This window comes from Pseudomonas fluorescens (assembly GCF_902497995.1).
GTDB lineage: Bacteria > Pseudomonadota > Gammaproteobacteria > Pseudomonadales > Pseudomonadaceae > Aquipseudomonas > Aquipseudomonas fluorescens_BK.
In genome coordinates this window covers 96620-111332 of the sequence record NZ_CABVII010000016.1, presented here as the reverse complement: position 1 = coordinate 111332, position 14713 = coordinate 96620, and the positions used below count along the sequence as shown (strand labels likewise).

At 58.8% G+C, this 14713-nt stretch carries 10 protein-coding genes; 4 read left to right on the top strand and 6 right to left on the bottom strand.

Annotated features, from left to right (window positions below):
- Nucleotides 1-157 precede the first annotated feature (157 nt).
- The 3 genes from F8N80_RS19315 to F8N80_RS19305 all read left to right on the top strand — a co-directional run bounded on the left by F8N80_RS19315 (nt 158) and on the right by F8N80_RS19305 (nt 4551).
- The gene (locus tag F8N80_RS19315) at nt 158-1162 is read left to right on the top strand and encodes a LacI family DNA-binding transcriptional regulator (protein ID WP_150745706.1); all 1005 of its coding nucleotides are present in this window, start codon (nt 158-160) and stop codon (nt 1160-1162) included.
- Nucleotides 1163-1382: 220 nt separating this feature from the next.
- A complete protein-coding gene (gene pgi, locus F8N80_RS19310) occupies nt 1383-3047 on the top strand; it encodes a glucose-6-phosphate isomerase (RefSeq protein WP_150745707.1) in 1665 nt (554 codons plus the stop codon).
- 277 nt (nt 3048-3324) lie between these two features.
- Nucleotides 3325-4551, top strand: coding sequence for a maltoporin (locus tag F8N80_RS19305; protein ID WP_150784486.1), 1227 nt, complete (start codon nt 3325-3327; stop codon nt 4549-4551).
- Between the two features lie 177 nt (nt 4552-4728).
- Here F8N80_RS19305 and F8N80_RS19300 read toward each other — a convergent pair whose 3' ends face one another.
- The 3 genes from F8N80_RS19300 to F8N80_RS19290 form a co-directional block, all read right to left on the bottom strand.
- Nucleotides 4729-6810, bottom strand: coding sequence for a TonB-dependent siderophore receptor (locus tag F8N80_RS19300; protein WP_224790717.1), 2082 nt, complete (start codon nt 6808-6810; stop codon nt 4729-4731).
- Nucleotides 6811-7165: 355 nt separating this feature from the next.
- Nucleotides 7166-8734 carry a sensor domain-containing diguanylate cyclase gene (locus tag F8N80_RS19295; RefSeq protein WP_150784484.1) on the bottom strand — a complete coding sequence of 523 codons (1569 nt, stop codon included), beginning with the start codon at nt 8732-8734 and terminating at the stop codon, nt 7166-7168.
- Between the two features lie 212 nt (nt 8735-8946).
- Entirely contained in the window at nt 8947-9795 is an 849-nt protein-coding gene (locus tag F8N80_RS19290; RefSeq protein ID WP_191632948.1) for a helix-turn-helix transcriptional regulator, read from the bottom strand.
- A gap of 105 nt (nt 9796-9900) precedes the next feature.
- Here F8N80_RS19290 and F8N80_RS19285 point away from each other — a divergent pair, with 105 nt between their 5' ends.
- Nucleotides 9901-10857, top strand: coding sequence for a threonine dehydratase (locus tag F8N80_RS19285; RefSeq protein WP_150745723.1), 957 nt, complete (start codon nt 9901-9903; stop codon nt 10855-10857).
- Between the two features lie 123 nt (nt 10858-10980).
- Here F8N80_RS19285 and F8N80_RS19280 read toward each other — a convergent pair whose 3' ends face one another.
- The 3 genes from F8N80_RS19280 to dmpG all read right to left on the bottom strand — a co-directional run bounded on the left by F8N80_RS19280 (nt 10981) and on the right by dmpG (nt 14704).
- Nucleotides 10981-12252 carry an OprD family porin gene (locus tag F8N80_RS19280; protein ID WP_150784482.1) on the bottom strand — a complete coding sequence of 424 codons (1272 nt, stop codon included), beginning with the start codon at nt 12250-12252 and terminating at the stop codon, nt 10981-10983.
- A gap of 72 nt (nt 12253-12324) precedes the next feature.
- Nucleotides 12325-13533 carry a 3-(3-hydroxy-phenyl)propionate transporter MhpT gene (gene mhpT, locus F8N80_RS19275; protein ID WP_150745725.1) on the bottom strand — a complete coding sequence of 403 codons (1209 nt, stop codon included), beginning with the start codon at nt 13531-13533 and terminating at the stop codon, nt 12325-12327.
- 148 nt (nt 13534-13681) lie between these two features.
- Nucleotides 13682-14704 (bottom strand): 4-hydroxy-2-oxovalerate aldolase, encoded by a 1023-nt coding sequence (gene dmpG / locus F8N80_RS19270; RefSeq protein ID WP_150745726.1) that lies wholly within the window; start codon nt 14702-14704, stop codon nt 13682-13684.
- Nucleotides 14705-14713: the final 9 nt, after the last annotated feature.

Genomic DNA, 14713 nt, shown 5'->3' with positions numbered 1-14713 from the left:
CGTACCTCGCTGGGTCGCTCTCGAAATGGCGGGCCCGTCCCGGCATCAATTCCTGGAGCTTGCGACACATTTTCTCGCCGTGAGCTTTACAATGGCTTACCGCTGGGCATGAGCTCAGTGCTATCCATGAAATCACGTGAGAAAGGAGTGGTGCACAGTGGGCGCAAAGATGAGTGACGTCGCGCGAGCCGCAAACGTATCGATGTCTACGGTTTCCCATGTACTCAACGGTACTCGCAAAGTACATCCTGACACCGTCCGCAACGTGAATCAGGCTGTAGAGTCCGTCGGCTATATTCGAAACTCGCTCGCTCGGTCCCTGGCTCGTTCCTCTTCGGGTGCCATAGGGGTGGCGATTGCTACGCTGTCAAACTATTACTTCAGTGAAACAGTACGTGCCATCGAAGCGGCCTGCGCGAAAAGCGGTTTGATGATGATACTGGTCAATACGCAAAAAGATCCGGAACTGGAGCTTAAAGCGATCAAGGCACTGCATGAAAGACGTGTTGACGGCATCATACTAGCCTCGGAGTATGATCCAGAAAATAGAGCCTTTAATTACTTGAAGGCCAACAAAATACCCACGGTTCTCATCGATCGGCTGCTGTCGACGTCTTTCGATCAGGTGGGGGTAGAGAATAAGCAATCCTCTCAAGCGTTGATTGCACACTTGATTGAACTTGGACATCGGCGTATCGGGATGGTCTCCGGACGATTGACTCAGTCTTCTTCTCTTGAGCGAATTGACGGCTACCGTGCGGCCTTGGCTGACGCGGGAATTGCGTACGAAGATCAATTGGTTTGCTGTGGTGAATCGGCGATTGCGCCGGCCATGGACGCGACTCGCCGTTTACTGGCGCTGGAGCACCCGCCTACCGCAATAATGACGGCGAACAACTTGATGACCATTGGTGCACTGCAGGCCCTTCGTGAATCAGGGCTTGAGGTGCCAAAGGACATCGCGCTGGTCGGCTTTGACGACTTCGACTGGGCGGAAGCTTTCAGCCCCCGACTGACCGTTATCGCGCAACCTCTCGAGGAGCTCGGAACCCAGGCGGTGAAACTTTTATTGAAGCGAATCAAGCAACCAGATGGGCGGCGTCAGACGCTTCGATTGAAACCCTCTCTAATCCAGCGAGATTCTTGCGGCTTTCCCAAATGATTGTACTCAGGGACTTATCCTGATGATCTAGCGGTTGCAGACGTGAGTTATTTGGCTTATTTCCACGTCTCGCCGCCTGGATAATTTTTAAACTAAACGTAACTAAAAACTGTAGAGCGTATTGCTGCGGGGCACTTGTGCGCTTGCAGAATGACAAAACGTCCAAATTTGAATCGTTGGTTCAGACGGCGCAAGCCGTATTGGCACAGAGGGGCTGAGCATGAATAACTACAACAAAACGAATGATGTGACTGCATTGCCGGCATGGCGCAAGCTGCTCGACCACCGGGAGAGCATGCAAAATTTTAGTATGCGCGATGCCTTTCGAGATGACAGTCAACGCTTTCAAGACTTTTCCCTGGCGGGTTGCGGGCTGTTTCTGGACTACTCCAAAAACCTGATCACTCACGAGACGCGTTCATTGCTGGTAAACCTCGCTCGCGAGGCTGGCGTGGAACAGGCCGCGCATGCCATGTTCAGTGGAGAAAAAATCAACTGTTCCGAGGGGCGTCCTGTGCTGCATACCGCGCTGCGGCGACCAGTGGGGGAGCCGTTGATGGTCGATGGCCGCAACTTGATGCGCGATGTGCATGGTGCTCTGGCGCAGATGACTGACGTTGTGAGTCGTATCCATAGCCACCTTTGGCGTGGTTACAACGACAAGGTCATCACTGATGTCGTGAACATTGGTATTGGTGGCTCATTCCTGGGCCCGGAGCTTGTCTCTGAAGCCCTCGCGCCTTTCGCTCGGCATGGGGTGCGGTGTCATTACCTGGCTAACATCGACGGCAATGAATTCCGAGAGGTTACCGCCGATCTGAACGTAGAAACAACACTGTTCATCATCTCCAGTAAAACCTTCGGTACTCTTGAAACCTTGAAGAACGCGCAAGCTGCTCGAAGCTGGTACTTGGCTAAGGGCGGGACGGAAGAGAAGCTGTATCGCCACTTCATCGCGGTGACAAGTAACCGCCAGGCTGCGCTGGATTTCGGCATCCGTGAAGCAAACATTTTCCCTATGTGGGACTGGGTCGGGGGCCGTTACTCACTATGGTCGGCCATCGGCCTGCCGATTGCGCTGGCCATTGGCATCGCTAACTTCAAGGAACTGCTATCCGGCGCGTACGCGATGGATCAACATTTCCTGAGTACTCCGTTGGAACAGAACCTTCCCGTGCTTTTAGCGGTACTCGGCGTTTGGTATCACAACTTTTGGGGGGCGCAAAGCTATGCGTTCTTGCCCTATGACCATAACCTGCGCAACTTCGTCAAGCATCTGCAGCAGATGGACATGGAGTCCAACGGTAAAAGTGTTCGTCGTGACGGCACGTCCGTTTCCTACACCACTGGCCCAGTCATCTGGGGCGGTGTGGGATGTAACGGACAGCACGCTTACCACCAGTTGCTGCATCAGGGGACACCTCTGATTCCAGCTGACTTCATTGTGCCTGTGGTCAGCCACAATCCAGTGGCTGATCATCAGGAATGGCTGTACGCCAATTGCTTGTCTCAAAGCCAGGCGTTGATGCGAGGCAAAACCCGTAGTGAAGCTGAGGCAGAGCTAAAAGCCAAAGGCCTTTCATCCAGTGAGATTGAACGACTGGCGCCGCATAAGGTGATCCCCGGTAACCGGCCAAGCAATACAGTCGCTCTTGAAATCATCAATCCACATAGCCTCGGTGCACTGATCGCGCTTTATGAACACAAGGTCTTTGTCCAGGGCGTCATTTGGGGAGTCAATTCGTTTGATCAATGGGGCGTGGAGTTGGGCAAGGAGCTGGGCAACAGCGTCTACAACCTTCTGACTCGCTATGACGCGGAACCGGCAGATGATTCCTCGACACAGGGTCTTATAGACTTCTTCCGAGGACGTCATCGGGGTTAGAGCCGCTTGAGAATGGTGGGACTAATGTCTTCCAGTTTTACAGGAAACGATGCCCTGCAGTAGTGCCTCTGCGCATTCATTCACTCGTATTGTACTTCTGCACTGCCTGGATTTTTCTCATGTTTTGAGTCGAGGCAGGCGGTGCGTTTTCTATTCGATTTAATTTGGTATTCCGTCCGGCAGCTGGTGCGTGGCGTTAGCTGCGCACGTGGATGAAAAGTGCTGATTCGCGTTATCGACCTTGTCCAATAAATATAACAAACCAAAGGTGTCATGAATGAACGTTAAAACTCTCAGTGCAGTTCTGGGTGCGTCCTTTGCTGTCGGTTTTCTGCCTGTTGACGCGTATTCAGCAGACTTCAGTGGTTATTTCAGAACCGGGGTAGGGGATTCGACTCAGGGAGGGAAACAGTCGTGTTTTCAGTTGCCGGGCGCGCAATCCAAATATCGCCTTGGCAACGAATGTGAGCAGTATCTGGAGCTGGATTTGCGCCAGGATCTGCTTTCACTGGACGACGGCTCGATGCTTAGCGTGGAAGGCATGGCGCAGTTTTACAACGAGTATGGCCATGAGCCAAAATTTGACGGAGAGCACGGCTATACGCGGATGAGTCAGCTCTACGCAGAGTGGAGCAAGATGCCGGCGTTGAATGGCGGTTCTTTCTGGGCGGGCCGTCGTTACTACAACCGAAACGACATCAATATTTCCGACTACTTCTACTGGAACCAAAGCTCGACGGGCTTTGGGTTCGACCAGGTCGCATTGGGGGATCTGAAATACAGCTACGTGTTCTCACGCAAGGACAATGTCTTCCAAAAGGATTTCGTTACCCGTCATGATGTGACCGTCAGCGGATTCAACACCAATCCCGGTGGCGAGGTTCAACTGGGCGTCAGTTACTTGGATAAGCCGAGCCGCGAGGATGCTCATCAGGGCTGGTCGGTGGTTGCCCAGCACAAACAGGTCGCGTTTCTGGGCGGAATCAACAAGTTCGCTGTTCAATACGGCCGAGGGCCGGGCACCGCATTGGGCTACACCGGTGATTCCACGTTGGATCAGAGCAACAAGAGCTGGCGGGTCGTGGAGTTTTTCGATTGGCAAATGACTCATGCCTTCAGTGGTCAGGTTGAATTGGTCTATCAAAAAGACACGCGCCCTGATGGTGATGATCAGAACTGGTTATCCATTGGTGTTCGGCCAATTTATGCGATCACGGATCAGTTCAAGTTGATCACCGAAGTTGGGCGCGACCAGGTTGAAGCCGCAGACGGTACCCGAAAACTCACCAAGTACACCGTCGCGCCGACTTGGTCACCGAAGGGACCGGGATTCTGGGACAGGCCGGAAATTCGTCTGTATTACACCTACGCCACCTGGAACAAGGCTGCGCAACGCGCCGCCGGCTTGCAATCTCCGGGATCGGCTTTGTCTGATACCGGTGCGTTTGGTACAGACCTGCACGGCTCCAACGTAGGGGTTCAGGTCGAGTATTGGTGGAAATAAACTCCCGCAACGACAGTACGCTATTGGTCCGGGGAGAGGCACCAGGCAGTGCAGGCAATCAACGATTGCGAGTGTCGTTGTGCTGCAAAGGCACAAAGCACAACACCGGCGCCAGGCCGGTGTCGTGCTTTTTCCTCGTCGCGTTCACCTCGGCCAGCCGAGCGCAGCGCCACCCAATCAGAAGCGGTACTTCGCAGAAGCCGTGATGCTGCGTGGTGCACCGTACGTCAGGGCACCGTAGGCATCGAAGACGTCGAAGTACTTCTGGTCGGTGACGTTGTCGGCATTCACCTGGGCCGAGAGGTTTTCGGTGATTTCGTAGCGGGCCATCAGGTTGACCAGGGCGTAGGCGTCCTGCTGGATCTTTTCGGAGTTGCCTGCCGGGTTGGTGGCGTAGGTGTAGATCGAGTCCTGCCAGTTGACCCCACCGCCAATGGTCAGCTTGTTGAAGGCACCTGGCAGGCGGTAGGTGGTAAAGGTGCGCAGTAGCTTGGTCGGGTACAGCGTGTTGACGTCGTCGCCGTTGGCATCTTCGGCCGTGAACTGGGTGTAACCCACCGAAGCGTTCCAGTTTGTCGCGAGCTCGCCGGAAACTTCCAGCTCGAAACCCTTGCTGGTTGCGCCTTCACTGGCCTCGTACGCGAAGCCGCCGGCGGGGTTTGAAGGATCGATCAGCTCGCCGGTGTTCTGGCCCAGGTTATCCTGCTTGATCTGGAAAATGGCAGCTGAGGCGTTCAAGCGGCCGTCGAAGTACTCACCCTTCAGGCCGAGTTCAGTGCTTTCGCCAACGATCGGCTCCAACACTTGGCCACTGCTGTCGCGTACCGACTGCGGCAGGAAGATTTCCGTGTAGCTGGCATAGGCCGAGAGGTTGTCGGTGAGGTCGTAGACGACGCCAGCATAGGGGGTCAGCTCATGATCGACATCGACCTTGCTCACTTCCGAGAAGATGTCATCACTGGTCTTCTCGTACCAACTTTCACGGGCGCCAAGAATCACTTTCAAATCGTCGGTCACGTTCAGGCGGGTGGCGGCATAGAGCCCTTTCTGCCGGGTCTCGCTGTAGCCGTAGTCTGTCCGCGGGCCCCATACCGGCTCTGCGAAATTGCCGTTGTAGGCATCGAAATCGGCAACGCCGTCAAAGCCTGTTTGCGCGTCGAGTGAATCGGCGTCGAACTTCTGCTTGCTGTCCACATAACCGAAGGCCACTTCGTGCTCACGGCCCAACAGCTTGAACGGGCCATTGAAGCGGATCGCGTAGTCGTCCTGGGTGGTCTCGGTCTTGTAGGTCGCCGGGAACGAAAACAGGCCGGAGCTACCGTTCCTGCCTGGATTGCCCGATAGGTACAGCAGGGAAGAGTCGCCGGTGCGCTCGCCACGGTTGTAGCTGAGGTTGACTTGCCAGTCGTTGGCAAAGGTGTGATCGAGATTGACGAAGTAGGTCTCGTAGGTGGTGTCCCACTTGCTCCACTTGGCTGAGGTTGACTTCGAGCGACTCCAGTTGGTGCGGCCGCCATCTGCGTACCAGACGGGCAGGCCGCCCCACATCGGCGAGTCGGCGTTGCTTTCTTGCCGGCTCAAACCGAACCAGAGCGTGGTGTCGGGCGTCAGGTCGATGTCCATGGTGCCGTAGACGGTCTGGCGCTTGTTCGAGTTCATGTCGATCCAGGTGTCGCCCTCGTTGGACTCCGCGACCAATCGCCCGCGAATGGTGCCTTCCTGGTTCAGCGCACTGGACACATCAGCCTCGACGCCATAGGTGTCCCATGAGCCGGCGCTCAGTTCCAGCGAACCCTTCAGGTCGGTACTGCTGGCGCGCTTGCGCACCATGTTGATGGACGCGGAAGGGTCGCCGGCACCGGTCATCAAACCGTTGGCGCCACGCACCACTTCAACGCGGTCATACATGGCCAGGCTGCTGAAAATCTCCCCCGAGCTCCATGGCTGTTCGTAGATGGTGGGTACGCCATCGATCATCAGCGAGTTGAGCTCAAAGCCGCGGGCGTTGAACTGCGCCCGGCTTGTCTCATAGCGGTTGACCGACACACCGGTGGCATTGTTGACCACGTCCAGGATCGTATGCAGATCCTGGTCCTGGATGCGCTGCTGGGTGATGACGCTGACCGACTGCGGCGTCTCCCGCAGGGACATGCTCAACGGCGTGGCCGTGCGTGCAGCCTCGGTCGTGTACGAGTGGGTGTCTTCGGTGACGGCACTGCGTTCGCGAGTGGCCGTCTCCGTGACAGCGATAGGTGCCAAGGTCAGAGAACTCCCTGTCTCTGTTTGCTCAGTCTGTTCCGCCGCCTGCACGCAAGGCACAGCGAAGGCGATACCGGCTGCAAGCATATGGACTGCCAGAGCCAGGGGGCGCAGTGCCAACGGCGCGTGGGGCGGAACGGTGTTTTGTGAACACAGGGAGATTGGGGCGTACATGCGCACTCATATTTGGTTTTGTGTTATTGAGAATCAATATCATACGCAAATGTGATGAATTGTTAAACACTCTTGTTTGTCGGCGCAAACGGTCAAAGCGGCAAAGGTTTATGAAGCGAGCTCATCAGTCGGGGGCATTACACTGATCAACACGGCGGGCGTCGGAAAAAAGCATGGCTCGTTATTGCGCAGTCTCATCAGCTCCGCACCAACGATTTCGTCCGCTGTGCTTCGCTAAATACAGTTGCGCGTCAGCCGACTTGAGCAAGGTGGCCGGCGTCACGTTTTCGATGCTCGGCTGACGGGTGGTGATGCCTGCGCTGGCAGTGACCTGCCCCAAGGGGTGCTCGGAATGCTCGATGTTCAGTGATCGAATGGCCTGCAGAATATCCTGGGCAACCTTGATTGCGCCCGCGCTGTCCGTGTCGGGCAGCAGCACGGTAAATTCTTCGCCACCGTACCTGGCGGCCAGATCCCCTGGTCTCTTGACCACTTGCTGGATCGCGCCGCCCACCGCGCTCAGGCAGTCATCGCCGGCGGCGTGCCCGTACCTGTCGTTGTAGCGTTTGAAGTAATCGACATCGAGCATGATCAACGACAGCGATGAACCATGACGCTGCGCCCAGCGAATCTGATCCAGCAGCGCACTGTCCAGGCGCCGACGATTGCCCAGTCCCGTCAGGCTGTCAGTCAATGCCATGTCTCGCATGGCCTGGTGCGCGTGACGCAGTTCCCTTTCCATCACCATTCGTTGGCGCAGCTGACTCAAAACGATCAGTCCGAACACCGCGAGTACCGCGATCAGGAACACCAGCACCCATCCGGTTTTCACCAGGTCACGGCGCCAGGGTGCGGTGATGGATTCACGCGAGAGGCCGGCTTCCACGACCAGGGGATAGGTGGTCAATGCTCTGTAACCGTACAGGCGATCGGTGTCGTCTGTGACGGCTTTGGCTTCTGCGACGCCTTCGTAGGCGTTTGGCAAATAGCGCCGGAAAATCTCGCTGTCCGCCAGGCTTTTGCCTACGACGGAGGCGACGAAGGGACGCCGCACCAGAATGGTTCCGCTGCGCATGGCCAGGACCAGAGCGCCTTTATCATCAATCTTGAAATCGCCGTAGTAGTCCACGAAGTAACTGACCTTGATCGTCCCCAGCAGTACGCCGGCGAAGGAGCCATCTGGATTGTTCAATCGGCGAGAGATGGGAATGATCGGATCGTCGGTGGATCTGCTTCTGACGACCTCACCGATACGCACGTTTCGATCATCGTGAGTGCGGTGGTACTGAAAGTAATCGCGGTCGGCGTTGTTGGCGGTCTCTGGCGTCACTTCCTTGTCCGTCACGATCCACTGCCCGTCAGCGCCGTAAATAAACAGCCCATGCAGCTGCGGCATGATTCTGGTTTGCTGGACCAATAGCTTGTGGATGCGAGGGACGTTGATGTTCTGCAAGCCGTCGCCTTCCACCCGTTCACCCAGCGCGGCGGTCAGCACATCGACTTGCCGAATGGCATCTTCCGCGTGCTGGGCCGTTGCGCGCGCCAGATTGGTCACGGAGTCGCGGGCAGAGGCAAAGGCAGCACGATAGTCACGCCAGGTCCGCCAACCTTCAACGGCCAGGAATGCCAGGATCACGACAAGCATGAAGGTCACGATGAGCCGGAAGGTCGCTCCCGCGCGCACCGCTGTCTCAGAGGACGTTTCTGTGGTGCTGTCTGGCTTTGACTCTGGTGGTTTGCGTCCGAGCATCTACATGTCCTTCTACGACTGATGTGCACTCGCCCTGTGCGGTGTCCAATCTTATCCCTATTGGCGCGTTCGTTTGTGATGGCGAGGCGCGGATCGCTTGCTCGCCAGTTGGCTGATATGCATTGCGGTATCAGTAGGACATGGATGCCAGTGGTTAGTGCCTCAGGAGGATAGACGCGTATCTTCGGTCAATCTGGCGTGCAGCACATGCGTCAACGGGTCGATGGATTTCCGCCTTTCAGACTGATTTTGCTCGTTGTCGAATATTTCCGTAATTGCGCCGGGCTGACGCCAAGGCGTTGCTTGAACGCTGTCGTCATGTGCGCCTGGGAGTTGAAACCGCAGGTGAGGGCGATATCGGACAGACTGGCTGTCGAATCGCGCAGCCGGGCACGGGCCTTGGCGAGTCGGCGGTCGATCAGGTAACTGTGCGGGCTTTTGCCCGTTGCGTGCTTGAATGCCCGCATGAAAAATCCTTCGGACAATTCAAGCAGGCCTGCCATCGCCTGCACGCTCAGCGAACCTTCAAGACCGGCGTCAATGAATTCATCGAGCAGGCGCAGGCGGCTGGCGGTGAGGGAGCCTTGGGTCGGCGCCGGCAACGCTTCCTGCGCCATGGCCCGTTCAGCCAAGGCGAGCGCCCAGGCCTCCCAATCGTCATCGATCGAGGCGTGCAACAGCGCGTTGCGCATGCGCAGCGCAAGGGTAATGGCCTGCGGATCGATGCGATTGTTGAATGCATGATCCCCCATCAACGCCATACCGTCAGAGCGCATGACCCGCAGATATTCACCGCCTTCGGCTGACTCGGACAACACGTCACACCCGGCAGGGACAAACGCCAGGCCGTTCGGCGTGGCAACGAACGGCAGCACGCGGTCACTGCCGATGGCGTGCAGGCCTTGCTGGCTGTCGAAGGCAAAGCCGATCGCCGCATGGCTCGCTACGTATCGGGCGGCGTAGGCGGAGCCGGGCAATAATTCGATCGACCAGGGCCCAGCCTCGACACGGCGGACCGGTTCAGTCAGGAGCGATGGCGGCAGGCGGTTTCGAGGGTTCATGAACACCATAGTAGTGAACACCGGGCACAAAAGTCAGGTCGGTTTTCTGAAAGCCGGCGTATTGGCTCCGCGTCTAGACTGGGCAAAACCTCAGGGAGCGTACTCATGCACAGACTGACTCGCGACGACATCGAACAAGCGGCCCACCAGGTGTACCAGGTCATGCCTGCGACTGCCCAGTACCCTTGGCCTTTGCTGGCTGAACGGTTGGGGTGCACGGTGTGGGTCAAGCATGAAAACCATACGCCTACGGGGGCATTCAAGGTGCGTGGCGGCATTACCTTCATGCACTGGCTCAAACGCGTGCACCCCACCGCCAGGGGCATCGTGACCGCGACCCGGGGCAACCATGGTCAGAGCCTGGCGCTGGCGGCACGGGCGTTGGGTTTGCGGGCGTTGATCGTAGTGCCGGAGGGCAACTCGGTGGAAAAAAACAATGCCATGCGCGGCTTCGGCGGCGAGGTGGTCGAATGGGGTCGCGATTTCGATGAGGCCCGGGAAGAGGCCGCACGCCTGGCGCAAGCGCAGGGCCTGTACCTGGTGCCGCCGTTCCACACCGAATTGGTCAAAGGCGTGGCCACCTATGCGCTGGAGCTGTTCGAGGCGGCGCCGGACCTGGATACCGTCTACGTGCCGATCGGCTGTGGCTCCGGGATTTGTGGGGTGATCGCCGCGCGCGACGCGCTGGGCCTGGAAACCCGGGTGGTGGGCGTGGTTTCCACCGAAGCTGCGGCCGCAAAACTGTCTTTTGAAGCGCGCGCCATTTGCGAAACCGCGACGGCGAATACCTTTGCAGATGGCCTGGCCGTACGTAAGCCGGTGCCTGAAGCCTTCGCCATCTACGGTGCGGGTGCGGCGCGGATCGTAGCCGTCGATGAGGGCGAGATTGCCGAGGCCATGCGTGTGTATTACACCGATACCCACAACCTGGCTGAAGGGGCCGGTGCGGCAGCGTTGGCAGCGCTCATTCAGGAGCGTGAAGCCATGGCGGGAAGACGGGTGGGGGTCATTCTGTCCGGCGGGAATGTCGACAGAGCGGTGTATGCCAGCGTGATTGGGTGACCGATGGCGGCGTCAGCTCATTAAACAGCATCCTCTGGCGTGACCTGAGCATCCAGCCCCTGGCACCTACCGCAACCCACCTCTACTACCTCAAGGTGGGACGAGGGGTATTGGGGGTGAAACTCACCATAGCTTCCAGGTGTAGTCGACATTCACCCGTAGCTCATTGTCATCCCTATGGCTGGCCAGGGCGCTGAAGTCGTTGCGGTACCAGGCGTTGCGCACGCGCAAGGCCAGGCCTTTGAGTGGAGTGCCCTGCAGCACGTAAGACACTTCTATATCCTTTTCGCTTTCTGTCAGGTTGGAGCCCCCCAGCTTGGGCAGCTCGATATTGTCGCCACTCACGTAGCGCAGCATGCCGTTAAGTCCTGGTACGCCAAGGCCTGCAAAATTGTAGTCATAGCGCACCTGCCAACTGCGTTCCCTGGGGTTGAGAAATTCGGAGCTCAGCGTGCCTTCGGTGATCACCAATGGCTCGGTGCCGAACAGGTAGGGCATGGCAGTTTTGCCAGTCAGTTGCATGTAGCCAGCGCCGAATTTGTGGGCGCCCAGGCTGTACGTCAGCATCAGCGCGGCGTTGCGGTTGTCCACCGGGCCGGCCTTGGCCGCGCCATCCTCGCCGGTGATGAACAGACGAAAGTCGCTTTTCAAGCTGCCGGGGCCAAGGGGGCGGTTGTCGACAAAGCCGTAGAAATCCTTGCGGTACAGGTCAGCGAGTTCTGCGTGGTAGTACTTCAACGTCAGCTGCGACGACCAGGCATAGTCGCCGCCGAGGAAAGAAAAACGGTCCGACTCGGCGGCGCCATTGAAGCGTCCATTGGGTGAACCCACCGTCATTTTCTGGTAGTCGGTGGAGTCGCGCAGGTTGATGCGATCCAGCCAACCGAGGTGCAGGGTCAGGTTGTCGATTTCCTGGGACTTGAGGTATGCGCCGCGAAACGTCTGTGGCAGCAGGCGGGTAGGGCTGGCGAAGGCGATCGGCAGGAACGTGCTGATGGTGCCCAATTGCAGCTCGCTTTTGGATGCCCTGGCTTTGGCCGTCAGACCCAGCTCCGAATATTCATCGGCCGGCTCACGGGTGGTGGCGCTATACGGTAGCAGGCCGGTACCGGTGCGAGCGCGTGAGGAATCCAGGCGCATACCCAGCAAGCCCTGGGCGTCCAGGCCAAACCCGACCGGGCCTTCGGTGTAGCCCGAACGCAGGTTGAGAATGAAACCCTGCGCCCATTCGCGGGCGGCGGCCTGGGGCGTGGCATTCACGTAATTGCGGTCAAAGTAGTAGTTGCGCAGCACCAGATCGGCGTGGCTGTCGTCGGCAAAACCGCTGGCGCAAGCCTGACCAATGGATAAAGCGCAGGCGCAGGCGCTGAGCGCCCCAAGGGAATTCCTGAGCATGGCAGTGTTCACTTTTATTGTTGTTGGAATAAGCCCGCGCCCATTGCGACACGGGGTGTTACGGGTAGACAGTCAGTCGGCTTGCGAGCCGTTGCGCCGCACCGACAGGTAAAACATCGCCAGCGCCGCGATGACGATCCCTGGTGCCGAGGCCAGCATCACCCCGGTGGTGCCGGTGCCCAGCGCGAGCATCTTGCCGGCCACCAGCGGGCCGCTCATGGCGCCCAATCGGCCGATGGCGACCGCGCAGCCGACCCCTGTCGCACGCACCGACGGACGATAGAAATGCGGTGCCAGGGCATACAGCACGCATTGCCCGCCCGTGGCGAAAAAGCCGGCAACGAACCCGGCCACCAGCATGCTCTGCAGTTGACTGGCCAGGCCCAGGGCGGTCAACGAAGCGAGAATGCCGAGGTAGATCAGCGCCGACAGCGCCCAGGCCGGCACGCGGTCCATGACCCAGCCCAGCAGCAAGGTGCCGGTCGCCGCGCCAATTTGCAGCGCCAGCATCACCCAGCTGGCCTGGGTAGCGCTGAAGCCCTGGCCGATCAACAGGCTGGGCAGCCAATTGATCAGGATGTAGACCACCATGAGCGTGAAGAAGTAGCTGACCCAGATCATCGCGGTCGGCGCTGCCGCGCCCTCACGAAACAGGCCCCGGACCACGCCGACCGGAGCGACGTTCTGGCCGCGCTGGAGAAACTGTGCCGACTCGGGCAGATAAAGTGCCAACAGCGGCACAATCAACAGCGGCACCACGCCGCCGACATAGAACACCACTTGCCAGCCACCGGCCAGATCGGCGATGCCAATAGTCGCTGCGAGCGCAGCACCCAACGGCACGCCGCAATACATCAGGCTAACGGCTGTGCCACGCAGGCGCGGGCTCGCCACTTCACTGCTCAGGGCGATCAGGTTGGGCAGCGCGGCGCCCAGGCCCACGCCCGTGAGGCAGCGGGCAACCAACAGGCTGTTGAAGTCCCAAGCCATGGCGGTGACCAGCGAGAACAGCCCGAACAGCGCCACCGACACCATCAGCACGCGTTTGCGACCGATGCGATCCGCGAGCAGGCCGCCGAGGAAGGCACCGGGCAGCAGGCCGAAAATCCCGGCGCTGAAGACCCAGCCCATGTGTAATTTATCCAGTTGGAAAGCCGCCGCCATACCTTGGGCGGCGATCCCCGAGGCTTGCAGGTCAAGGCCTTCCATCAGGGCGACGAGGAAACACAGACCGATGGTCCGCGTCATGTGCAACGGTGTTGTCACGTTTAGCGATGTCATGGGCAGTACCCGTTTTATTGTTGTAATGGCAGTCAGGGACAACCTTGTGTAGGAGCCGGCTTGCTGGCGAAGGCGGTCTGTCAGCCGACGCCTCTGTCGAATGTGCCGCCGCCTTCGCCAGCAAGCCGGCTCCTACAGGGGTGTGGTGTTAGCGTTTTTTGAGCAGATCCAGCGCGACGTCGACGATCATGTCTTCCTGGCCGCCGACCATCCGGCGCTTGCCCAGTTCGACGAGGATGTCGAGGGTCTTGAGGCCGTACTTGGCGGCGGCGATTTCGGCGTGGCGCAGGAAGCTCGAGTAGACGCCGGCGTAACCCAGGGCCAGGGTCTCGCGGTCGACCCGCACCGGGCGGTCCTGCAGCGGACGGACGATGTCATCGGCGGCATCCATCAGGGTGTAAAGGTCGGTGCCGTGGTTCCAACCGAGGCGCTCGGCGGCGGCGATGAACACTTCCAGCGGCGCGTTGCCGGCACCGGCGCCCATGCCGGCGAGGCTGGCGTCGATGCGGTCGCAGCCTTCCTCGACGGCAGTGATCGAGTTGGCCACGCCGAGCGACAGGTTGTGGTGAGCGTGCATGCCAGTTTCGGTCTCCGGCTTGAGCACGGCCTTGAACGCGCGGAAACGATCGCGGATGTCCTGCATGTTCATCGCGCCGCCGGAGTCGGCCATGTACACGCAGGTAGCGCCGTAGCTCTCCATCAGCTTGGCCTGCGCGGCCAACTGCTCGGCCGGAATCATGTGGCTCATCATCAGGAAACCGACGGTGTCCATGCCCAGTTCGCGGGCGTATTCGATGTGCTGTTTCGACACGTCGGCCTCGGTGCAATGGGTGGCGATGCGCACCACCCGGGCACCGGCGTTGTAGGCCGCTTTCAAGTCATGCACCGTGCCGATGCCGGGCAACAGCAAGGTGGTGATTTTGGCGTGGCTGATCACATCGGCCGCCGCTTCGATCCACTCCAGGTCGGTGTGGCTGGCAAAACCGTAGTTGAAGCTGGAGCCTTGCAGGCCGTCGCCGTGCGCCACTTCGATCGAATCGACCTTGGCCTTGTCCAGGGCGCGGGCGATGTCCTGCACGTTTTGCAGTGAGTACTGATGGCGTACCGCGTGACTGCCGTCGCGCAGGGTCACGTCGGAGATGTAGAGTTTTTTGCCGGGATTAAAAGTCATGTCGGTCTC